The organism is Thermus brevis (assembly GCF_026427635.1).
Classification (GTDB): Bacteria; Deinococcota; Deinococci; order Deinococcales; family Thermaceae; genus Thermus; species Thermus antranikianii.
In genome coordinates this window covers 2322136-2343391 of sequence record NZ_CP102606.1, presented here as the reverse complement: position 1 = coordinate 2343391, position 21256 = coordinate 2322136, and the positions used below count along the sequence as shown (strand labels likewise).

The 21256-nt window shown below is 65.0% G+C and carries 24 protein-coding genes and 2 tRNA genes; 22 read left to right on the top strand and 4 right to left on the bottom strand.

Annotated features, from left to right (window positions below):
* Positions 1-70: 70 nt before the first annotated feature.
* Positions 71-147, bottom strand: a tRNA-Arg gene (locus tag KQ693_RS12615).
* A gap of 129 nt (positions 148-276) precedes the next feature.
* Between KQ693_RS12615 and KQ693_RS12610 the strand changes: the two genes are divergently transcribed.
* The 9 genes from KQ693_RS12610 to KQ693_RS12570 all read left to right on the top strand — a co-directional run bounded on the left by KQ693_RS12610 (position 277) and on the right by KQ693_RS12570 (position 6200).
* Positions 277-510 (top strand): DUF433 domain-containing protein, encoded by a 234-nt coding sequence (locus KQ693_RS12610; protein WP_267261515.1) that lies wholly within the window; start codon positions 277-279, stop codon positions 508-510.
* 216 nt (positions 511-726) lie between these two features.
* On the top strand, positions 727-2682 hold the full coding sequence (tkt, locus tag KQ693_RS12605) for a transketolase (protein WP_267261514.1): 1956 nt from the start codon (positions 727-729) through the stop codon (positions 2680-2682).
* Complete coding sequence (locus KQ693_RS12600; protein WP_267261513.1) at positions 2679-3368, top strand: 2-phosphosulfolactate phosphatase; 690 nt, start codon at positions 2679-2681, stop codon at positions 3366-3368. Before tkt ends, KQ693_RS12600 begins: the two co-directional genes overlap by 4 nt.
* 8 nt (positions 3369-3376) lie before the next feature.
* Positions 3377-4186 (top strand): class II fructose-bisphosphate aldolase, encoded by an 810-nt coding sequence (locus KQ693_RS12595; RefSeq protein ID WP_267261512.1) that lies wholly within the window; start codon positions 3377-3379, stop codon positions 4184-4186.
* On the top strand, positions 4171-4923 hold the full coding sequence (locus KQ693_RS12590) for an HAD-IA family hydrolase (protein ID WP_267261511.1): 753 nt from the start codon (positions 4171-4173) through the stop codon (positions 4921-4923). Before KQ693_RS12595 ends, KQ693_RS12590 begins: the two co-directional genes overlap by 16 nt.
* On the top strand, positions 4908-5216 hold the full coding sequence (locus KQ693_RS12585; protein WP_267261510.1) for a Dabb family protein: 309 nt from the start codon (positions 4908-4910) through the stop codon (positions 5214-5216). The genes KQ693_RS12590 and KQ693_RS12585 overlap by 16 nt, the downstream gene beginning before the upstream one ends.
* Positions 5204-5476: a hypothetical protein gene (locus KQ693_RS12580; RefSeq protein WP_054391934.1), complete on the top strand. Its 273-nt coding sequence runs from the start codon at positions 5204-5206 to the stop codon at positions 5474-5476. Before KQ693_RS12585 ends, KQ693_RS12580 begins: the two co-directional genes overlap by 13 nt.
* Before the next feature lie 9 nt (positions 5477-5485).
* Positions 5486-5755, top strand: a complete 270-nt coding sequence (locus tag KQ693_RS12575; RefSeq protein WP_054391935.1) for a hypothetical protein — start codon at positions 5486-5488, stop codon at positions 5753-5755.
* Positions 5756-5759: 4 nt separating this feature from the next.
* The gene (locus KQ693_RS12570; RefSeq protein WP_267261509.1) at positions 5760-6200 is read left to right on the top strand and encodes a phosphate-starvation-inducible PsiE family protein; all 441 of its coding nucleotides are present in this window, start codon (positions 5760-5762) and stop codon (positions 6198-6200) included.
* On the opposite strand, the gene KQ693_RS12565 is transcribed toward KQ693_RS12570, so the two are convergent.
* Positions 6178-7083 (bottom strand): LysR family transcriptional regulator, encoded by a 906-nt coding sequence (locus tag KQ693_RS12565; protein ID WP_038032486.1) that lies wholly within the window; start codon positions 7081-7083, stop codon positions 6178-6180. The two genes, KQ693_RS12570 and KQ693_RS12565, sit on opposite strands and share 23 nt — an antisense overlap.
* A gap of 70 nt (positions 7084-7153) precedes the next feature.
* Here KQ693_RS12565 and glpX point away from each other — a divergent pair, with 70 nt between their 5' ends.
* From glpX to fba, 7 genes are read left to right on the top strand one after another with little or no spacing between them, the layout of a single operon-like run.
* Entirely contained in the window at positions 7154-8128 is a 975-nt protein-coding gene (gene glpX, locus KQ693_RS12560; protein WP_267261508.1) for a class II fructose-bisphosphatase, read from the top strand.
* Between the two features lie 9 nt (positions 8129-8137).
* Positions 8138-9577 carry a form I ribulose bisphosphate carboxylase large subunit gene (locus tag KQ693_RS12555; RefSeq protein WP_219759063.1) on the top strand — a complete coding sequence of 480 codons (1440 nt, stop codon included), beginning with the start codon at positions 8138-8140 and terminating at the stop codon, positions 9575-9577.
* A gap of 18 nt (positions 9578-9595) precedes the next feature.
* Entirely contained in the window at positions 9596-10021 is a 426-nt protein-coding gene (locus KQ693_RS12550) for a ribulose bisphosphate carboxylase small subunit (protein WP_038032481.1), read from the top strand.
* A gap of 60 nt (positions 10022-10081) precedes the next feature.
* Positions 10082-10978, top strand: coding sequence for a CbbX protein (cbbX, locus tag KQ693_RS12545; RefSeq protein WP_219759062.1), 897 nt, complete (start codon positions 10082-10084; stop codon positions 10976-10978).
* Positions 10979-10985: 7 nt separating this feature from the next.
* The gene (locus tag KQ693_RS12540) at positions 10986-11933 is read left to right on the top strand and encodes a phosphoribulokinase (RefSeq protein ID WP_267261507.1); all 948 of its coding nucleotides are present in this window, start codon (positions 10986-10988) and stop codon (positions 11931-11933) included.
* A gap of 9 nt (positions 11934-11942) precedes the next feature.
* Positions 11943-12611, top strand: a complete 669-nt coding sequence (gene rpe / locus KQ693_RS12535) for a ribulose-phosphate 3-epimerase (RefSeq protein ID WP_267261506.1) — start codon at positions 11943-11945, stop codon at positions 12609-12611.
* A complete protein-coding gene (gene fba / locus KQ693_RS12530) occupies positions 12592-13515 on the top strand; it encodes a class II fructose-1,6-bisphosphate aldolase (protein ID WP_267261505.1) in 924 nt (307 codons plus the stop codon). Before rpe ends, fba begins: the two co-directional genes overlap by 20 nt.
* Before the next feature lie 78 nt (positions 13516-13593).
* Here the strand turns inward: fba and KQ693_RS12525 are convergent.
* Positions 13594-13670: transfer RNA gene (locus KQ693_RS12525), tRNA-Pro, on the bottom strand.
* Positions 13671-13726: 56 nt separating this feature from the next.
* Here KQ693_RS12525 and KQ693_RS12520 point away from each other — a divergent pair.
* From KQ693_RS12520 to KQ693_RS12500, 5 genes are read left to right on the top strand one after another with little or no spacing between them, the layout of a single operon-like run.
* A complete protein-coding gene (locus KQ693_RS12520) occupies positions 13727-14044 on the top strand; it encodes a cupin domain-containing protein (protein WP_219759058.1) in 318 nt (105 codons plus the stop codon).
* Positions 14045-14086: 42 nt separating this feature from the next.
* Complete coding sequence (locus KQ693_RS12515) at positions 14087-16258, top strand: ATP-binding protein (protein ID WP_267261504.1); 2172 nt, start codon at positions 14087-14089, stop codon at positions 16256-16258.
* Between the two features lie 43 nt (positions 16259-16301).
* On the top strand, positions 16302-16664 hold the full coding sequence (locus KQ693_RS12510; protein WP_038032472.1) for a response regulator transcription factor: 363 nt from the start codon (positions 16302-16304) through the stop codon (positions 16662-16664).
* Positions 16648-17787 carry a HEAT repeat domain-containing protein gene (locus KQ693_RS12505; protein WP_267261503.1) on the top strand — a complete coding sequence of 380 codons (1140 nt, stop codon included), beginning with the start codon at positions 16648-16650 and terminating at the stop codon, positions 17785-17787. The genes KQ693_RS12510 and KQ693_RS12505 overlap by 17 nt, the downstream gene beginning before the upstream one ends.
* Positions 17784-19190, top strand: a complete 1407-nt coding sequence (locus tag KQ693_RS12500) for a glycosyltransferase family 2 protein (protein ID WP_267261502.1) — start codon at positions 17784-17786, stop codon at positions 19188-19190. The genes KQ693_RS12505 and KQ693_RS12500 overlap by 4 nt, the downstream gene beginning before the upstream one ends.
* On the opposite strand, the gene KQ693_RS12495 is transcribed toward KQ693_RS12500, so the two are convergent.
* On the bottom strand, positions 19176-20348 hold the full coding sequence (locus KQ693_RS12495) for an MFS transporter (RefSeq protein ID WP_219759055.1): 1173 nt from the start codon (positions 20346-20348) through the stop codon (positions 19176-19178). The two genes, KQ693_RS12500 and KQ693_RS12495, sit on opposite strands and share 15 nt — an antisense overlap.
* 36 nt (positions 20349-20384) lie before the next feature.
* On the opposite strand from KQ693_RS12495, the gene KQ693_RS12490 reads away from it, so the two are divergent.
* Positions 20385-21239 carry an NAD(P)H-dependent flavin oxidoreductase gene (locus KQ693_RS12490; RefSeq protein ID WP_219759054.1) on the top strand — a complete coding sequence of 285 codons (855 nt, stop codon included), beginning with the start codon at positions 20385-20387 and terminating at the stop codon, positions 21237-21239.
* Positions 21240-21256 lie beyond the last annotated feature (17 nt).

Sequence of the window (21256 nt, the reverse complement as noted above, 5' to 3'; positions counted from 1 at the left end):
CACCCTGGCTTCGCCAGGGCGGGGGCCCCGGCAAAAATCAAGGGCCCGCCCCCCTGGGGGCGGGCTTTCTTGGTGCGCCCGGAGGGATTCGAACCCCCGGCCTAGGGCTTAGGAAGCCCCCGCTCTATCCTGCTGAGCTACGGGCGCCCACACCTAGAGGATTCTAGCAGCCCTGGGGGGCCAAGGCAAGCGGATGGTCCTCGGGTAAGGGAGCGATTTGGAAAACACCTTTGCTATCCGCTGCCGAGAGGTTCGGGGTGGTATGCTGGAGGACATATGGAAGCCCGGGTCATCAGGGATCCCGAGGTGATGCTGGGCAAGCCCGTGGTGGCCGGTACCCGGATCACCGTGGAGGAGATCCTCCGCCGTTTGGCTGCTGGGGAAACACCCGAGGAGGTTCTAGCTGCCCACCCCCGCCTTACGCCAGAGGGTCTAAGGGCAGCGTTGCTCTATGCAGCCGCAACCCTCGGGGCAGAGGTGTACTACCCGGTCCCTGAGAAGGTGGCGTGAAGATTGTCGCTGACGAAGGGGTAGACGCCCCGATTGTGGCACGGCTACGGACTGACCCCTGAAAGCTGGCCCGGAGCCTCAGCAAGGAGGGAGGGGGGCGGAAGAGGGTATAGTCTTTCACCGGGGGAAACGGGGTTCTACATAAGCCTCGGCTTATAGTAGGGCTCCCTGGCTCCGCTTGTGCCCTCCTTCACGGGGGCGTACCCTGGAGGCAACATGACCGAGACCAAGGACCTCACCCGCCTTTCGGTGAACGCCATACGGTTTTTGGCCATAGATGCCGTGGAAAAGGCCAAAAGCGGCCACCCCGGCATGCCCATGGCGATGGCTCCCCTAGCCTACCTCCTTTATCGGGAGGTCATGCGCCACAATCCCCTGGACCCGAACTGGCCGGATCGCGACCGCTTTGTCCTTTCCGCAGGGCATGGGTCCATGCTTCTTTACGCCATCCTCCATCTCACGGGCTATAACCTTCCCCTCGAGGAGCTCAAGCGCTTTCGCCAGTGGGGCTCCAAGACCCCGGGCCACCCCGAGTACGGCCACACCCCAGGGGTGGAGGTGACCACCGGCCCCCTGGGCCAGGGTATATCCACCGCCGTGGGCATGGCCCTGGCGGAGAGGAAGCTCGCCGCGGAGTTCAACCGCCCGGGCTACGAGGTGGTGAACCACTACACCTACGTGCTGGCCTCGGATGGGGACCTGATGGAGGGGGTTTCCGGGGAGGCCAGCTCCTTGGCAGGCCACTGGAAGCTTTCCAAGCTCATTGTGTTTTGGGATAACAACCACATCTCCATTGACGGCTCCACCGACCTGGCCTTCACCGAGGATGTCCTGGCACGCTACCGGGCCTATGGATGGCACACCCTCAGGGTGGAGGATGCCAACGACCTCGAGGCCCTCCGCCACGCCATCCGCCTGGCCCAGCTGGACGAAAGGCCCTCCCTCATCGCCGTGCGGAGCCACATCGGCTACGGTTCCCCCAAGCAGGACTCCCACAAGGCCCACGGGGAGCCCTTGGGTCCGGAGGCGGTGGAGGCCACCCGCCAAAACCTGGGCTGGCCCTATCCTCCCTTTGAGGTGCCCGAGGAAGTCTACCGGCACATGGACATGCGGGAAAAGGGAAGGGCTTGGCAGGAAGCCTGGGAACAACTCATGGAGGCCTATGCCCGGGCCTATCCCGACCTGCACCAGGAGCTTTTGCGCCGCTTAAAGGGCGACCTTCCCTCCCTTCCCGAGGAACCCCCAGCCTTTGACAAGCCCGTGGCTACCCGGGCAGCCAGCGGTAAGGCTCTGGATGCCATCGCCCCCAGGATGCCCGAGCTTCTTGGAGGGAGTGCCGACCTCACTCCCTCCAACAACACCCAGGCCCAGGGCATGGCGGACTTCTCCCCCCAAAACCCCACGGGGCGCTATATCCACTACGGGGTTCGGGAGCATGGGATGGGGGCCATTCTGAACGGCTTGAACCTGCACGGGGGCTACCGGGCCTACGGAGGCACCTTCCTGGTCTTCTCCGACTACATGCGCCCGGCCATCCGCCTGGCGGCCCTCATGGGCACCCCCACGGTCTTCGTCTTCACCCACGACACCATCGCCCTGGGGGAGGATGGCCCCACCCACCAGCCCGTGGAGCACCTCATGAGCCTGAGGGCCATGCCCAACCTCTGGGTCATCCGCCCCGCCGACGCCTACGAGACCTTCTACGCCTGGCAGGTGGCCTTAAAGCGCAAGGAGGGTCCCACGGCCCTCATCCTCACTCGCCAGGCAGTTCCCCTCCTTTCCCCGGAAAAGGCCAAGGGAGCCCTGAAGGGAGGCTACATCCTCGAGGATGTGGAGAATCCTGAGGGGATCCTGGTGGCCACGGGTAGCGAGGTGCACCTGGCCTTGAAGGCCAGGGCCCTTTTGGCGGAGAAGGGCCGCCGGGTGCGGGTGGTGAGCCTGCCTTCCTTTGAACTCTTTGCCGCCCAGCCGGAGGAGTATAGGCGGGAGGTGTTTCCCCCGGGCCTCCCCACCGTGGCGGTGGAGGCGGGGGCTACCCTGGGCTGGGAGCGGTACGCCCACAAGGTGGTGGGTCTGGACCGCTTCGGAGCCAGCGCCCCTTACCCTGAGGTCTACGAGAAGCTGGGCTTCATCCCGGAAAGGGTGGCGGGGGCCTTGGAAGAACTCCTATGAGGTTTAGGGTGGATCCCTTGCCCCTTCCCGGCACCTACCGGGGCACGGCCATCGTGGTGGATGTGATCCGGGCCACCACCACCGCGGGCTTGTACTTAAGGGCGGGGGCCAAGGCTTTGATCCTGGCCCCAGGGGTGGAGGCGGCCCGGGCTTTGCGCCAGGAGGGGGAAATCCTGGCCGGGGAGGTGGGAGGGCTTCCCCCGGAGGGGTTTGACCTGGGTAACTCCCCCCGGGAGGTGGAAAGGGTGGCGGGGAAGGCCGTGATCATGGCCACCACCAACGGCACCCGGGCCGCCCATGCCGCCCTGGGAGCCAGGCACATCCTTCTCGGTTCCTTGCAAAATGCCCGGGCGGTGGCGGAAAAAGCCAGGGAAACAGGGGAGGAGGTGCACCTGATCTGTGCGGGGAAGGAGGGCCAGATGGCCTTGGACGATCTCTATACTGCTGGGGTCATCGGAAAGCGCCTGAAGGCCCTGGGGTTTTCCCCGGAAGGGGAGATGGCCCATCTGGCCCTTTTCCTGGCGGAGAATCCTTCGTTCCCTGTCCTTTCCAGCAGCGAGGCCGCCAAGGCCCTGGTGGGGGTGGGTTTGGGGGAGGATGTGGCCGAGTGCGCCCGGGTGGACGTCCATGGGGTTGTCCCGCGCTTCTTGGGGATGCGGGGTGAGGGCATGGTCTTTGGAGCTTAGGGGGAGGAATGCTGGCCACCTTGCGGGGGGTTCTGCCGGAGAAGGGCCGGGCGGTGGGGGCCTTTGACGTGGTGGGCCTGGAGTGGGCGGAGGCCATCCTGGAGGGAGCGGAAACCCTGGGCCTTCCCGTCATCCTCAGCGTAGCTCCCCATTTGGGGGGGCCGCCCTTAAGGGCCCTGGCACCTGGGCTTAGGGTTTTGGCGGAAGAAGCCAAGGTCCCCGTGGCCCTGCACCTGGACCACGGGGAAAACCTGAGGGAGGTGGTGGAAGCCTTAAGGCTCGGGTTTACCAGCGTGATGCTGGATGGAAGCCACCTGCCCCTCGAGGAGAACATCCACCTGACCCGCCTGGCGGTGGAGGTGGCCCGGGCCTACGGGGCCACGGTGGAAGGGGAAGTGGGGGCGGTGCCGGGAGGTTACGGGGGGGAGGTTTCCCAGGAACTGGTGGCCTACACGGATCCCGTGGAAGCCAGGCGTTACCTGGAGGAAACCGGGGTGGATGCTTTGGCGGTATCCATCGGCACCCGCCACGGCCTGCACAAGGGGCCGGTGCGCTTGAACCTGCCCCTTTTGGAGGAGCTGGGCCAGCTTCCCGTGCCCCTGGTCCTCCACGGGGCCTCGGGGTTGAGCCCGGAGGAGTACCGGGCTTTGGTGGCGAGGGGGATTCGCAAGATCAACCTGTATGCGGATCTGGCCCTCGAGGCCGCCTCGGTTCTGAAGAAGGTGGAGGCGGAAGACTACCTGAGCTTGATGGCGGCCATGAAGGAAGGCCTTAAGGACTTGGCCATGGCCCGGATGCGCCTATGGTGGAGAAGCTGAAGGCCCTTCTTTGGGATTTGGATGGCACCCTGGCGGAAACCGAGGAACTCCACCGGGAGGCCTTCAACCGGGCCTTCGCCCACTTTGGCCTTCCCCTTTACTGGGACCAGAAAACCTACGCCCGCTTGCTTTGGACCACGGGGGGGAAGGAGCGCCTGAAGCGGGCCCTGGAGGAAACCCCCGAGGCGCCTGGGCTTTCCTGGGAGGAGATCGCCGAGGTCCACCGGTACAAGACGGACCTTTACCTGAGGCTTCTGCGGGAGGAAGGGGTTGCCTTGCGGCCAGGGGTTCGCCGGGTTCTTGCGGAAGCCCGGGAGGCGGGGGTGACCCTGGCCCTTTGCACCACCACCAGCCCGGAAAACGCCGAGGCCTTTTTGGAGGGCACGGGTCTATTGGGCTGGTTTTCCCTGGTTTTGGCCGGGGATGTGGTGGCCAGGAAGAAGCCGGATCCCGGCATCTACCTCCTGGCCCAGGAACGCCTGGGCCTGGCCCCGGAGGAGGGGGTGGTGGTGGAGGATTCCCGCAATGGCCTCCTGAGCGCCCTGGGGGCGGGTTTCCCCGTGCTCATCACCCCAAGCCTCTACACCCTGGACCAGGATTACCAAGAAGCCCGCGCCCTTCTTCCTCACCTGGGGGAGCCCGGGAACCCTGCACCTGTGCTCCAGGGGCCAAGGGCCGGGGAGAGGGTGGTGGTGGACCTTTCCTACCTGGAGGTGAGAGGATGGTGGAGCACCTGATCGTGTTCAACGCCGAGGCGAGTCCCGAGGAGGTGCGGGAGATGGTGAAGAAGGCCGAGGAGGTCCTGCTTCAGATTCCCGGGGTCTGTGGTCTCCGCTACGGGGAGGCCCTTTCCGAAGGGGCCCGCTACCGCTACTGGCTTTCCGTCCTCTTTGAGGGGCCGGAGGTGGTTTCCTTCTACCGGGACCATCCCCTGCACGTGGAGTTCGCCAACCGGGTGTTCCGCCCCATGGCCAAGGACCGGATCACCACCGACTACCTGGTGATGACGGAGGTGTTATGCGGCAGCTGACCCACCGGGAGGCGGAGGCCAAGGCGCTGAAGATTCTGGTGGATGGGCTGGGGGAGGGTTTGGTCCTCGAGGGGGAGGGAGGATACTACGCCCTCTACTACTTCTACAGCTGGTACGGGCGCAAGGCCCCGGACCCGGACGAGACCCCGGACTGGGTGGAAGGACCCAAGGCTTCCCCTGAGGAGTTCCTGGATCCTTACGACCAGGCCCGTTGGCTGGAGGACAATGGTTATACCCTCTTCATCAACGAGTCCAAGTAGGAGGTGCGCATGGACTACTCAGAAATGCCCTACCAGGAGGCCAGGAAGCAGGCGGTGAAGGTGCTGGAGGACGGGTATGGGGATGCGGTGATCCTGAAGGATGCACATGGGTACTGGGCCCTTTACTACCTCTACGGCTTCCAGGTTCCACCCCCGGAGGCCCCGCCCCACTGGATGGAAGGTCCTTTCCCAGGGGAGGAAGGGATCCGTTCCCCCTACGAGATGCAGAAGTTTTTGGAGGAGCAGGGGGATTTCACCTACCTCAACGATGTAGACTAAGGCGGTGAAGCGGGACGCTTACCGGGTTCTCCAGCTAACGGAAACGGTAATCTACCTCTTCGCTGGCTTTCTCATCGCCGGCGGGGCGGCGGTGCTGCTTCTTTCCACCCTGGTGGAGGGGATGCACCACTTGATGAAGGGGGACTACGGGGAGGTGGCCCTGGGCCTTTTGGACCGCGTGCTTCTCGCCTTGATGTTGGCGGAAATCCTCTACACCCTTCTGCGCTTCGCCAAGGAAGGGACCCTCGAGGCCACTCCCTTTCTGGTCATCGGGCTCATCGCCGCCATCCGCCGCATCCTGGTGCTGACCGCAGAGGCGGTGGAGAAGTTTGACCTGGCAGACCCCGCCTTCATGGCGGTTCTGGCGGAGCTTGGGCTCCTTTCCCTCATGGTGGTGGCCCTGGCCCTAGCCATGCGCCTCACTAGGAGCGAAGCAGGGAGATGAGGGTCCGGGCTGCCGGATTGGCCACGTTCTTGGGGTGCACCAGCCAGAAGTAGCGGCGGATTTCCCCCACGGGCGCAGCCAGCCTTAGGGCCCTGAGGTTCCCCACCTTCAGGTTGGGCTGGACCACCACCCGGCTTACGATCCCGACCCCAGCTCCCGCCAGCACCAGGCGCTTGGTGACCTCGTTGTTGTCGGTGTAGAAGGTAGGGTTAAGCTCCAAGCCCGCTTGCTCAAAAGCCCGTTCCAGGGCCCGCCAGGTCATGGAGCCGGGCTTGCGCACGATGAGGGTTTCCTCCTTTAACCACTCGGGGGGGATGGTTTCCCGCCCGGCCCAGGGGTGGTCGGGGGGCACGATGAGGACCAGCTCATCCTCGTAAAAGAGGTGGCGCTCGTAGCCTTCCCAGTGCTCCACACCCTCCAGGACAGCGAACTCCACTTCCCCTATAAGCAGGCGCTCCGCCAGGCGCTCGGAGGAGCCGCTTTCCACGTGCACCCTTACCCCGGGATGAGCGTCGTGGAAGTTCTTCAGGAAAAGGGGAAGCACGTAGGTGGCCATGGTGGTGGCGGCTCCCAGGGTAACCTCCCCCAGTTCCAACCGGCCCATGGCCTGGGAAACCCGCTGGAACTCCTCCAGGGCCTGCACCACCCGCCTTGCCTCGGGCAGAAGGGCCTGTCCTACCCGGGAAAGCACCAGGTGCCGCCCCTGGCGTTCAAAGAGGGGATGCCCCACCTGCTCCTCCAAAGCCCTCAGGTACTGGCTCACCGCCGGCTGGGTAATGCCCAGGGCCAAGGCTGCCCGGCCCACTCCTCCTTCCTCCACCACCGTGACGAAGACCCGTAATGCGGCGGGGTTGGGCAGTTTAGCGTTTCTAGATATGAGCATGGGCTTATGGTATGCCCGAAAACATATGATTGCAATAATAAAACCCCCCATCTAAGGTAAGCGCATGGCTATGCCCACGCGCAACCTAGGCCTGGACCTCATGCGGGCCACAGAGGCGGCTGCCTTGGCCTCCGCCCGCTATGTGGGCCGGGGGGATAAGGAAGGGGGCGACCGGGCGGCGGTGGAGGCCATGCGCCTTCTCCTCAACAGCCTGGACTTCCGCGGCCGGGTGGTGATCGGGGAAGGGGAGAAGGACAAAGCCCCCATGCTCTATAACGGGGAGGTTCTGGGCCAAGGGGAAGGTCTCCTCTGGGACTTAGCCGTGGACCCAGTGGAGGGCACGAGGCTTCTCGCCCTGGGCCGCCCGGGGGCCATCAGCGTGATCGCCGCTGCCCCGGAAGGCACTCTTTTCAACCCGGGTCCGGCCTTCTACGCGGCCAAGCTGGTGGTGGGGCCCGGGGCCAAGGAGGCCATCGATCTAAAGGCCTCTGTGGCCGACAACCTGAAGGAGATCGCCCGCGCCCTGAAGAAGGAGGTGCGGGAGCTCACGGTGTTTGTCCTGGACAAACCCCGGCACCAGCGCCTGATTGAGGAGATCCGCCTGGCGGGGGCTCGCATCAGCCTGCAGACGGATGGGGATGTGGGCGGGGCCTTGGCCGCCGTTTTGCCCGACACGGGCATTGATGTCCTCATGGGCACCGGGGGCACCCCGGAAGGCGTGATCGCCGCGGTGGCGGTGCGGGCTTTGGGGGGTGGGATGCAGATGCGCCTGGACCCGCAAAGCGAGGAGGAGCGCTGGAACGTGGTGCATGCCGGGTATGACCTGGACCGGGTGTACACCTTGGACGAACTTTGCTCGGCCGAGGACACCCACTTCGCCGCCACCGGCATCACTGACGGCCCCTTCCTGAGGGGCGTGCGCTACGGGGAAAGCCGGGCTTGGACGGAAAGCCTGGTGATCCGCGGGGCCACCCGCACCCTGAGGAAGGTGGAAGCCTGGCACCAGCTTGAAAAGCTTCGGGGCATCAGCCCCGTGGCCTACTAGGAGGGAAGCATGACGGATAAAAAGGCCATGTACAAGAAGGGCGGGGTAGTGGAGTACAAACAGATGGGCTACTGGCAGCCCGACTACGAGCCCAAGGAAACGGACACCATTGCCCTTTTCCGGGTGACTCCCCAGCCAGGGATTGAGCCCGAGGAGGCGGCGGCGGCGGTGGCCGGAGAGTCTTCCACCGCCACCTGGACGGTGGTCTGGACCGACCGCCTCACCAGCTTGGACCGGTACCAGGCCAAGGCCTTCCGGGTGGAGCCCGTGCCGGGGAACCCCGAGCAATTCTTCGCCTGGATCGCCTACGACCTGGCGCTTTTTGAGGAGGGGTCCATCGCCAACATGACCTCCTCCATCATCGGGAACGTCTTCGGCTTTAAGGCCCTCAAGGCTCTTCGCCTCGAGGACCTCCGCGTTCCCGTAGCCTACCTCAAGACCTTCAAGGGGGCTCCCCACGGGATTCCCGTGGAGCGGGACATGCTGAACAAGTACGGCCGCCCGCTCCTCGGGGCCACGGTGAAGCCCAAGCTGGGGCTTTCCGGGAAGAACTACGGCCGGGTGGTCTACGAGGCCCTAGCGGGAGGCCTTGACTTCACCAAGGACGACGAGAATATCAACTCCCAGCCCTTCATGCGCTGGCGGGACCGCTTCCTCTACGCTCAGGAAGCGGTGATGAAGGCGGAGCAGGTCACGGGGGAGCGCAAGGGCCACTACATGAACGTGACCGCCGCCACCATGGAGGATGTCTACGAGCGCCTGGAGTTCGCCAAGGAAATCGGCTCCATCATCGTCATGGTGGACCTCACCATGGGTTACACTGCCTTGCAGTCCGTTTCCAACTGGTGCCACAGAAACGGCATGATCCTTCACCTCCACCGGGCCAGCCACGCCACCTTCACCCGCCAGAAGAACCACGGCATCAACTTCCGGGTCTTGGCCAAGTGGATGCGGATGCTGGGAGTGGACCATATCCATGCCGGCACCGCCGTGGGCAAGCTGGAGGGGGACCCCAACCTGGTGCGGGGTTACTACGACATCCTCCGGGAGCAGTACGTGAAGGCGGATCCCGTGAAGGGCATCTACTTTGACCAGGACTGGGCTTACCTGCCCGCGGTGATGCCCGTGGCCTCCGGTGGAATCCATGCCGGCCAGATGCACCTTCTCCTCTCCCTCTTCGGGGACGATGTGGTGCTCCAGTTCGGCGGGGGCACCATCGGCCACCCCATGGGCATCCAGGCGGGAGCCACTGCTAACCGAGTGGCCCTCGAGGCCATGGTGAAGGCTCGCAATGAGGGCCGGGACATCCTGGCGGAAGGCCCCGAGATTCTAAAGAAGGCGGCCCAGCACTCCCCGGCCTTGGCGGCGGCCTTGGAAACCTGGGGTAGCGTCACCTTTGACTTTGCCTCCACCGACACCCCGGATGTGGTGCCTACGCCCAGCAACTAAGGAAAGGAGTTGAGAGCAATGCGGATCACCCAAGGTACCTTCTCCTACCTGCCCGATCTCACGGACGAGGAGATCCGGGCCCAGATCGAGTACATCATCCGAAACGGTTGGGCGGTTTCCATCGAGTACACCGACGACCCCAGCCCTTACAACGTGTACTGGAATATGTGGGGCCTGCCCATGTTTGACCTGGAGGACGCGGCGGCGGCCATGTACGAGTTCCAGAAGTGTCGCGAGGCCTTCCCTAACCACTACATCAAGATCAACGGCTACGACCCCTCCCCCATGTGGCAGGCGCAAAGGGTTTCCTTCATCGCCCACCGGCCTAAGAAGGAGCCTGGCTTCCGCTTGCACCGGCAGCTTTGGAGCGATGGGCGCAGGCTCAAGTACACCCTCGAGGCCTACGCCACCATGAGGCCGGAAGGCGAGCGTTACCAGGAGTAGTCCGAAGGGTCTGGGGGTCCCGGCCGTGCCCGGGGCCCCTTAGCTAAATCAAGGAGGGTTATGCAGGAAACCCAAGGCCAAAACCTGGCGGTGGTCAAGAACCCCGAGATCGAGGCGGTGCTGGAAACCCTGGAGCGGGAGCTGGTGGGTCTTAGGCCGGTTAAGCAGAGGATCCGGGAGATCGCCGCCTACCTCTCCGTGGACAAGCTCCGCCGGGAGCTGGGACTTACCGCCGATCGCCCCACCCTGCACATGGCCTTTGTGGGCCCCCCGGGCACGGGCAAGACCACGGTGGCCTTGAGGATGGCCACCATCCTGCACAAGCTGGGCTACATCCGCCGCGACCACCTGGTGGTGGCGAGCCGCGATGACCTGGTGGGCCAGTACATCGGCCACACCGCCCCCAAGACCAAGGAGGTCCTGAAGCGGGCCATGGGGGGTGTTCTCTTCATCGACGAGGCCTATAGCCTCTACCGGGCGGAAAATGAGCGGGACTACGGCCAGGAAACCATCGAGATCCTCCTCCAGGTCATGGAGAACCAGCGGGAGGACCTGGTGGTGATCCTGGCGGGCTACAAGGACCGCATGGAGGAGTTCTTCGCCTTGAACCCGGGGATGCGCTCCCGCATCGCCCACCACATTGAGTTTCCCCCCTATAGCGCCGAGGAGCTCTTCCAGATCGGCAAGCTCATGCTGGAAAAGCAGGGCTACCGCTTCACCGAGGAGGCGGAAAAGGCCTTTTTGGAGTATCTGGAACGCCGCATGCGCCTTCCCAACTTCGCCTACGCCCGGAGCGTGCGCAACGCCCTGGACCGCTTCAAGCTCAGGCAGGCTTACCGGCTTTACCAGAAGGCGGGGCCGGTGACCCCAGAGGAACTCATGACCATCACCGCCGACGACATCTACGCCAGCTCGGTTTTTAGGGAGGAGGAAAAGGAGGAGGAAGATGCCCCATAGGCCTTTTATGTTAGGGATTGCCGGAGACTCCGGGGCGGGGAAGACCACCATTTCTGCGGGGATCGCCCGGCTTTTGGGGGTGGAGCGCACCACCAACATCTGCGTGGACGACTACCACAAGTACGACCGCAAGCAGCGCAAGGAGCTGGGCATCACCCCCTTGAACCCGGAGTGCAACTACATGGACATCATGGAGCAGCACGTGAGGCTTCTTTCCGAGGGGGAACCCATCCTGAAGCCGGTGTACAACCACTCCACGGGTACCTTTGACCCGCCGGTCTACATCCCTGCCCCCCGGGCGGTGGAGGAGGAGGGCCGGCTCATCCCCCGGGTGGTGGTCCTGGAAGGGCTCCTTACCCTTTTTTCCCCGGCCTTGAGGAGCCGCTACCACCTCACCGTCTACCTGGACCCCGAGGAGGAACTCAGGCGGGAGTGGAAGGTGAAGCGGGATGTGGCCAAGCGGGGCTACACCCCGGAGGAGGTCATCGCCGACATCGAAAGGCGGATGCCCGACTCCCGGGCCTTTATCTGGCCGCAGAAGGAGCATGCGGACATCATCGTGCGCTTCTACCGGCCAGCGGGCTACGATCCGGAAAACCCCAGCACCCTGAACGTGAGGATCACCCTCAAGCACACCCTGCCCCGCCTGGATCTTTCCGAGGTCCTCCACTCCGCCTACGAGGACGAGGCCCTGATCCGCCTGGAAACCCGGAAGGAGGCGGACATCCTGGACATCACCGGCAACGTGACCCCCGAGCAGGCCCAGGCCTTTGAGCGCATCATCTGGGATCATCTGGGCCACCATGCCGAGCACTTCGACCCCAGCCTGGTGGGTACCTTCTGGGATAAGGCGGGGCAGAGCTATCCCCTGGCCCTGACCCAGCTCATCATCGCCTACTATCTGGTTAAGATGCGGGAGCTGGCCATCGAGCGGGGGCACCTGCGGGTGGCCTAGGGGGAAAGGATGCTCAAATTTGCGCCCTCCATCCTCACGGCGGACCTGGCGAGGCTGAAGGACCAGATCGAGGAAGCCCAGGCGGCAGGGGTGGACTGGATCCACCTAGACGTGATGGATGGGGTGTTCGTCCCCAACCTCACCTTCGGGCCCCTTCTGGTGGAGGCGGTGCGGCGGGTGACCTCCCTGCCCCTGGACGTGCACCTGATGATCGTGCAGCCGGAGAGGTACCTGGAGGACTTTGCCCGCGCCGGGGCAGATGTGATCACCGTGCACTTCGAGGCCACCCCGCACGCCCACCGGGCGGTGCAGAAGGTGAAGGAGCTGGGCAAGAAGGCTGGGCTTGCCATCAACCCCGCCACGCCCCTCGAGGCCTTTGAGCCCCTGTTGCCCGAGCTGGACCTGGCCCTCCTCATGAGCGTGAACCCGGGGTTTGGAGGGCAGAAATACATCCCCACCTCCACGGGAAGGCTTCGCCGGCTCAAGGAGATGCGGGATAGGCTGAATCCCTCCTGCCTCATTGAGGTGGATGGGGGCGTGAACCGGGATACCGTGGCCGAGGTGTACCGGGCGGGTGCGGACGTGGCCGTGGCGGGAAGCGCCCTTTTCAACAAACGGCCCGTGGCTGATAACCTTAAGGAGCTAAAGGAGGTGCTTTATGCCCTTGGCGATAGGTAAGGAGGTTTTGGACAAGGCGCGGCGCGAAGGCTATGCGGTTCCCAGCTTCAACACCAACAACCTGGAGATTACCCAGGCCATCCTCGAGGTGGCCGACGAGCTAAGGGCCCCGGTCTTCATCCAGGTTTCCGACGGGGCCAGGAAGTACGCTGGGATGGAGAACCTGGCCAACCTGGTGAAGGACATGGCCAGCCGCACCAAGGTGCCCGTGGTCCTCCACCTGGACCACGGGGCCGACTTCAAGATGGTGATGCAGGCCCTGAGGGCGGGCTTCACCAGCGTGATGATCGATGCCAGCCACCATCCCTTTGAGGAGAACGTGGCCGAGACCAAGAAGGTGGTGGAGGCGGCCCATGCGGTGGGGGTGAGCGTGGAGGCGGAGCTAGGCCGGCTTCAGGGCATCGAGGACAACATCCAGGTGTCGGAGGCGGAGGCCTTCCTCACCGACCCCGAGGAGGCGGAGCGCTTCGTGGCGGAAACGGGGATCGACTACCTGGCCATCGCCATCGGGACCAGCCACGGGGCCTACAAGGGGAAGGGCCGGCCCTACATCGACCACAAGCGCCTCGAGGAGATCAGCAAACGGGTTTCCATCCCCCTGGTGCTCCACGGGGCGAGCGGGGTTCCCACCTGGCTTAAGGAGAAGCTCTTGGCCACGGGGGCCGAGCTCAAGGAGGCCACGGGCATCCACGACGAGGACATCAAAAAGGCCATTCCCAACGGCATCGCCAAGATCAACATCGACACCGACCTGCGCCTGGCCATGACCCTGGGAATCCGCGAGGTGGTGGTGGGGAACCCCAAGGAGTTTGACCCCCGCAAGATCATCGGCAGGGGCCGGGACTACCTCAAGCAGGTGATCCGGGAGAAGTTTGAGCTGATGGGGACCGTGGGCCGGGCATAAGCCACCCACCCTGGCACGGCCAGGGCAGACCCCAAGGGACCCTCAACAACAAAACCCCGCCCGTGTGGGCGGGGGTTTTGGTCGGGGAGGCCGGATTTGAACCGACGACCACACGCACCCCAAGCGTGTGCGCTACCAGGCTGCGCTACTCCCCGGCGCGCAAAGGTTAGTCTAGTGCGCCGCCTCGTTCCCGTCAAGTAGACTTGAGGGCATGGAGATCAAGGACCTGAAGAGTCTGGTTCAGTACAACCCGGAAAAGATGGCGAAAATCCCCGTCTTTTTCTCGGACAAGATGTTTTTTGACCTCTACGCCCTTCTTCCGGGCCAGGCCCAGAAGGTGCACGCCCACGAGGGCTCCGATAAGGTGTACTACGTTCTGGAGGGCGAGGTGGTGGTGCGCATCGGGGATGAGGAGGCCCTTTTGGTCCCGGGGATGGCGGCTCTGGCCCGTTCAGGGGAGGCCCACGGGGTGCGGAACGAGTCGGCCAACCCCGCCCTTCTCCTGGTGGTGATGGCCCCAAGGCCCTAACCTTTCACAGGGTTTTCAAGGCCCTGGAGTAGGCTTATCCAGATGCTCCAAGCCCTGCCCACGGACCTGGGGTTTTTGGCGGAGGTCCTCCGCCGCTACCCGGTGCGGGTTCTTTTCCGGGGGGAGGTCCTTCCCGAAGGGCCCTTGAGGGGGGAGAAGCTTTGGGAGGAGGGCGAGATTGCCCTCTACTGGGAGGGACCACCCCCCTCCCAAGAGGTAAGGGAGGCGCTTAGGCTTCTCCTTAAGGTCTTCCGGGAGGTTTTGGAGCTTAGGGAGAGGGAACTGGCCCTCCTGAAGAGCCAAGAGGAAACCTCGAGGCTCCTTGGCCTTCTCCTCCACGAGATCAAAAACCCCCTCATGAGCGTTCTCGGGGCCCTCGAGCTCACCCTGGAGGTGGAGGGCCTGCCGGAGGAAGCCAAGGAGCTTCTTTCCATTGCCGAGAAGAGCGCCCGGCGCATCCAGGACCTCCTCAACAAGGCCCGGGAGTACCTGCGCCTGGGCCAGGGGGTTCGGCTGAAAAGCGAGCGGGTGGACCTGAAGGCCCTCCTTCTGCAGGTGGCGGAGGAGATGCGCCCCCTGGCCCGAAGGAAGGGCATCGCCCTGCGCCTGATCCTGCCCAAGCGGGAGGCCTGGGTCTACGGGGACCGGGAGTGGCTGTACCAGGCGGTGCTCAACGTGGTCAACAACGCCATCAAGTACACCCCGGAAGGGGGGCGGGTGGCGGTGCGCCTTCTGGTGGGCCCGGAGCAGTACGGCATTGCGGTTTCCGACACGGGCCCTGGCATCCCCAAGGAGGAGCAGGAAAGGGTCTTTGAACCCTTCTACCGGGCCTCCACCCGGGGGGAGGTGGAGGGGACGGGGCTTGGGCTTGCCCTGGTGAAGCGGGTCCTCGAGGCCCACGGGGGCGAGGTGCGCCTGAGAAGCCGTCTCGGCCAGGGAAGCACCTTCCTTCTCCTCTTGCCCAGGCCCCGCCCGGGCCAGAGGGCCCCGGTGGGAAGGCTTCTTCTCCTCATGGTGGCCCTGATCGCCTTGGCCCGCCTGCCCATCTTCCCTGCTCCCTTGGGTTCCAAGGCCTTCGGGGAGGTGCCGGCGGGGGAGGTGGTGCGGCTTCCCGGGCTGGAGCTGGCCTTTAGCCCCGAGGCTAAAGGGGAAGCCCGGCGCTGGCGGAGCCTTTGGGGTGGGGGGAATAGGGTGCAGGTGAGCCTGGAAGGAGGAGGGGTGGAGGCCGTGCGGGACAAACCCCTGCCCCTGGTCCTTTCCACTCCGGAGGGCCAGGTGCGGCCCACCGGGACCCACCTCCGTCTTTCCCGGGAAGGCGGGGCCCGGCTTTCCCTGTACCGGGGGAAGGTGGCCTTGGGGCAGGAGACGCTTCCTGCCGGGGAAGGGGCGGTCTTGGGCAAGGGGGTGAGGCGGAAGCTTCTTGCTGCTCCCGTGGTGCGCCCGGTGCCGGGTCCTGAGGGGGAGGTGGTCTTCCGCCTCCTGGGCCCTGAGGGGACCCGGGCCTTCCGGGTGGAGGTGCGGAGCGGGGAGGCGGTGGTCCTTTCTGCCAAGGTGGAGGGCAACCTGTTCCGCTACCTGCCCCAAGCGGACCGCCTGAGCCAGGTGCGGGCCATGGCCTTGGATGAAGTGGGCCTCGAGGGCTACCCCTCGGACCCCGTGCCCTTCCGGGAGCGGAGAAGCTTCTACGAGGGCAGGAAGAGGCTTCCCCCGGACCCAGCCGGAGCGGAAGCCTTCTTGCGCCGGGCGGTGTCCGCTTTCCCGGACGATGCGGAGGCCTTGGGCGAGCTGGCCTTCGCCCTTTACCTGCAGGGCCGCCACGGCGAGGCCAAGCCCCTTTACGAGAAGGCCCTGGCCCTCCTGGACAGCCCCGACATCCGGGTCCGCTACGCCAGGCTTCTTTACCACATGAAGCGCTACGGGGAGGCGGAGGCCAGCTACCGCCTGGTGCTGGCCGGGGACCCGGGGAACCTGGATGCCCGCTGGGGGCTTGCCGAGGTGGTCCTGGCCCTGGGGCGGGCCAAAGAGGCGGAGCTCCTTGCCCGGCAGGTCCTGGCGATGGAGCCTTCTTACCCCCTGGCGCGGTTTACCTTGGCCAAGGCCTTGTTGGAGCAGGGCAGAAGGGAGGAGGCCAAGGTTCTTTTGCGGGAGGAGCTCCGTCTCCGTCCCCATCCCGAGGTAGCCGAACTCCTAAACCGCGTCCTGGGTACCCCGTAGTTTTTCACTGGGCCTTCACACCCTTCGGTTAGCTTAATGCGGGATGAGGCCCGTGCTGGTGGTTGAGGACGACGTTACCGTGGCCAAGCTGTTGAAAGTCGCCTTAACCCGGGCAGGGTACGAGGTTTTTATCGCTGGGGACTATGCTTCTGCCAGGGAGGCCCTGGGTAAGGATTGGGCTGCGGTGGTCCTGGATATCAACCTGCCTGGCGGCTCGGGCCTGGATCTTTTGCGCTACCTGCGAAGGGAGTTGAAGAGGAATACCCCCGTTTTGGTCCTTTCCGGCCTGAAGCAGGAGCGGAGCGTGGCCGAGGCCCAGGCCCTGGGGGCCCAGGAGTACCTCACCAAGCCCTTCAGCCCCGGGGAGCTCGTGAAGCGCTTGGAGCGCTATGTGGCGGCGCGGTGAGCGGCTTTATGCCCTCCTGGTGGTTCTGGTGGTGCTCCTGGAGGCCCTGGCCCTTGGGGGCCTGGTGGTGGCCTTCTCGGGGCGGATTTTTAACCTCCTCGGCTCGCCGGTGGCCTACCGGGCCCTGTTCCAGGCCCAGGTCCTTACGGGGCTGGCCCTCACTTCCCTTTCCGCTTACATCCTGCTCTACCACGCCTACACCGCCAGCAAGGAGCGTTTGGACCGCAAGGCTTACGAGGACTGGCTGGCCCGGTTCACCGAGGCCCTCTTCAACGAGGAGCCGCCCCCGCCTCCTCCCTGGCCCCGCCCGGCCCTCGAGGCCCTTTTGAACCTCCGGGAGATGCTCAAGGGGGAGTTCTCCGAACGGATAGCCGACTGGCTCCGCCAGGTTTATCCCCACTGGATCCGCCTTCTGAAAAGCCGGTGGGCCTCCCGGCCTGCCCGGCTGGAGGCTTTGGATGCCCTGGCCCAGGCCCGTTTGCCGGAAACCCTGGAGGCCATCCTCCCCTATCTTTCCCATCGGGATCCCGTGCTGCGCCTGGGGGCGGCCCGGGCGGGGGCCCGGGTGGCCCGGGGGGAGGGGCTTGGACGGCTGGCGGCGGCTCTCCTGGAGGCGGGCCTACCCCGCGGGGCCCTCCTGGAGGTGCTCCTCCTGCTGGAGGAACGGGCGACACCTGTGGTGGAGGCCTTCCTCTCCCGGGGTGGAAGGGAAGAGGTGTGGGCAGCTTTAGAGGCCATCGGCAGGCTTAAGCTTGTGGCGTTGGCGGAGAGGGTGCTTCCCTTCTTGGATCATCCGGATCCGGAGCTTAAGGCTGCCGCCATGCGGGCTCTTTACCGCATGCGCTACCCACCCAAGGGGTACGAGGGGTTTTTGCTGGCGGCCTTGAAGGACGAGCAGGAGTTCTTGCGGGCCCACGCCGCCCGGCTCATGGCCCTTCTCGGGAACGAGCTGGCCCAGCGGGCTTTGTGGAAGGCGCTTTCCGACCCTTCCTTTTACGTGCGCCGGGCGGCGGCGGAAGGGCTTTTGCTGATGAATAGGGGATTCCTGGCCCGGGCGGCGGAGGGCCACCCCGACCCCTTTGGCCGGGCCATGGCCCAGCAGGTGTTGCGGGAGGCGGCGTGAACCTTCTCCTGGACTTTTTGTTCCTGTACCAGGTGGTGATCCTGTGGTATTTCGCCCTCCTGAACCTCTTTTATGCCCTCTTCGCCTTCTTCGGCCTAGGGATGGTGGCCCGCTACGCCCGGGAGCTTTCCGAGCTCTCCCTGAAGGACCTTTTGGAACGGGAGGCTTACCTGCCCGTGTCCATCCTGGTGCCCACCTACAACGAGGAGAAGACCATCGCCCACTCGGTGCGCTCCTTTTTGAGCCTGCACTACCCGGAGTTTGAGGTGATCGTGGTGGCGGATGGGCCCAAGGACCGGACCCTCGAGGTGCTCAAGGAGGCCTTCCGCCTGGTGGAGGTGGAATGGGTCTACCGCCGGGCGCTTCCCACCAAGCCCGTGCGGGCGGTCTACCGCTCCCTGGTCTACCCCAACCTCATCGTGGTGGACAAGGAGAATGGGGGCAAGGCCGACGCCCTAAATGCCGGGCTCAACCTGGCCCGCTACCCCCTCTTCTGCGCCGTGGATGCGGATAGCCTGCTGGATGCCCAGGCCCTCCTTCGGGCGAGCCGGCTTTTCCTGGAGGAGGACCGCGTCCTGGCCGTGGGGGGGACCATACGGCCCCTAAACGGGGCGGTGGTGCGGGAAGGCGTGGTGGAGGCCCTGCACCTTCCCCGGGGCTTTCTGGAGAAGATGCAAATCGTGGAGTACGCCCGGGCCTTTTTCATGGGCCGGGCGGGCTGGAGCGCCATGGGAGCCCTGCTCATCATCTCGGGAGCCTTTGGCCTTTTCCGCCGGGAGGAGGCCCTGAGGGTTGGGGGGTACCGCACGGACACCGTGGGGGAGGACATGGAGCTGGTGGTGCGCCTCCACCGCCGGGCCCGGGAGGAGGGGCGGGAGTACCGCATCGTGTACACCCCGGATCCCATCTGCTACACCGAGGTGCCCGCGGACTGGGCCACCCTTAGGAAGCAACGGAACCGCTGGCACCGGGGGCTATGGGAGGTGCTCTGGAACCACCGAGTGATGCTCTTCAACCCCCGCTATGGCCGGCTCGGCCTTTTGGCCATGCCGTATTTCGTCCTCTTCGAGGCCCTGGCCCCGGTGGTGGAGGTTTTGGGGTATGTGCTTTCCCCGGTTTTCTACCTCCTCGGCCTTTTCAATGCGGAGTTTGCCTTCCTCTTCTTTCTCCTGGCCGTGGCCTACGGGGTGCTTCTTTCCCAGCTGGCGGTGGGTATGGAGACCTTGCTCCTCAAGCGCTATCCCCGGCTAAGGGACCGTCTGGCGCTCCTTCTCTTGGCGATCCTCGAGGGCCTTGGCTACCGCCAGATCCTGGCCTGGGAGCGTTTTCTCGCCACCTTCCAGGTCTGGCGGAAACGGGGGGTCTGGGGGGAGATGCGGCGCAAGGGGTTAGAGTCTGCGTAAGCGGAGGGCCACCCCGAGGCGCAAGGCTAGGGAAAGGAGGATGGGGAAGTGGTAAGGGCTTGGCCCCAGGCCCAGGCTGGCGGCGCTTCCCGCCAGCAGGCTTCCCAAAAGCCCTCCCAGGCCCAGGGCCAGCCAGAAGAGGACCAGGTAGCCGTTTCGGGCTTCCCTGGGGGCGTGGGCCAAGGCCGCATTGGCCAAGGCGGTTCCGAGACCGCTCCAGGCCAGGGCATCGGCAAGGGCGGAAAGCCATATGGGCCAGGGAAAGGCCCTGGACCCCGAAAGCCAGAGGAGGGGCATCAAGGCTGCCACCATTGCCGTGCGGAAGAGGACGGCCTTGTGACCTTCCCGGTCCGCCATCCGGCCCCACATGGGTCCGAAGAGGAGGCCGCTTGAGGCGGAGATCACCGTCCAAAGACCCACCTCGGTCATGGAGAGGCCACCCACCTGTACGAAGTAGGGGATGACGTAGGGTCCTCCCACCATGACCGCCCCGTACCAGAGAAAAACCAGGCCCAGGTAGCGCCGGTAGGCCAGGTCCTGCCAGGCGATCCCGAGAGCCTTTCGGGCGGGAGGGGCGGGGGATTCCGAAGGCTCGCTTTGGAGGCGGAGAAGAAAGACGGAAAGAAGCCCGGCCCCCACCCCCAGAAGGAGAACAACCTGGTAGCCCAGGGGTGAAGGAAGGCGATCGGCCACCATACCCCCCATGAGGTTCCCCAGGGTGCCCACCAGGCCCAAGAGGGCGTTTCTGAAGCCGAAGTAGCGTCCCCGCCTTTCCTCGGCCACCAGGTCCGCCATCCAGGAGAGCCAGAGGACCCCCACCGGGGCAGCCAGAAGCTGGGAGAGGCCGGCAAAAAGAAGAAGGGTCGGCACCCTCAAGCCTTCTGGCAAAAAGGCAGCCAGGGCAGCGGGCAGGAAAAGCATCCGGGCCAAAAAGTTGAGCCGCACCGCCAGGGCCTTGCGGCTTCCCCTCAGGGAAAGGGCCAGGGGGGTTAGGAGCTGGGCCAGGAAGGGAAGGGCTCCCAGAAGGGCCAGGGCTTGGGGGGAAGCGCCCAGGGCCAGGGCATACCCGGTGACGATCACCCCTGTGCTCCAGTTGAGGAAGAGGATGGCCAAGACGCCTTCCCATATGGAGAGCTTTAGGGAGCGCTCCGGTTCCACCCCATGATTATCCTTGAACCCGGTAAAATCTCCCCCATGGAGACCGCCATCACCCGCATGCTGGGTATCCGTTATCCCATCGTGGCTGCCCCCATGTTCCTGGTTTCCGGGGCCAGGCTCCTTCAGGCGGTGGCCGAGGCGGGGGCCATCGGGGTCATCCCCAGCCTCAACTTCCGCACCCACGCTGGCTTTCGGGAGTTTTTGGAGACCTTTCCCCCAGGGCTTCCCTTCGGGGTGAACCTCATCCTGAAGGATAACCCCCGCCTCGAGGAGGACCTGGAGGCGGTGGCCGAGCGAGGGGTGCCTTTGGTGGTCACCTCCTTGGGGGACCCCACCCGGGTGGTGGAGCGGGTCAAGGCCTATGGCGGCGTGGTCTGGTGCGATGTGGTGGGTTTAAGGCACGGGAGAAAGGCGGTGGAGGCCGGGGCCGACGCCCTGGTGGCGGTGGCCGCTGGGGCTGGGGGGCATGCCGGGATGGTGAGCCCCTTTGTCCTCGGGCCCTGGCTTCGGGAGGAACTCGGGGTGCCCGTGCTCATCGCCGGGGGCATCGCCACGGGAAGGCAGCTTCTCGCCGCCTTGGCCCTGGGGGATGGTGCCTATATCGGCACCCGCTTCATCGCCACCCTGGAGTCCGAGGCTCCCCTGGAGTATAAGGAAGCTCTTTTGAGGGCCACTCCTGAGGACATCCAGTACACCCCGGAGGTCACCGGGGTGCCCGCCAACTTCCTCCGGGAATCCCTGGAGCGCTTCCGCCAGGGTGGGGGCAAGGCCTGGAAGGAAGTTTATTCCGCCGGGCATGGGGTGGCCTTCATCCGGGATCTCCCTTCCGCCAAGGAGGTGGTGGCCCGGCTGGTGGCCGAGTACCAGGAGGCCAAGCAAAGCCTGCCCTGATCCTATATCGGGGGTTT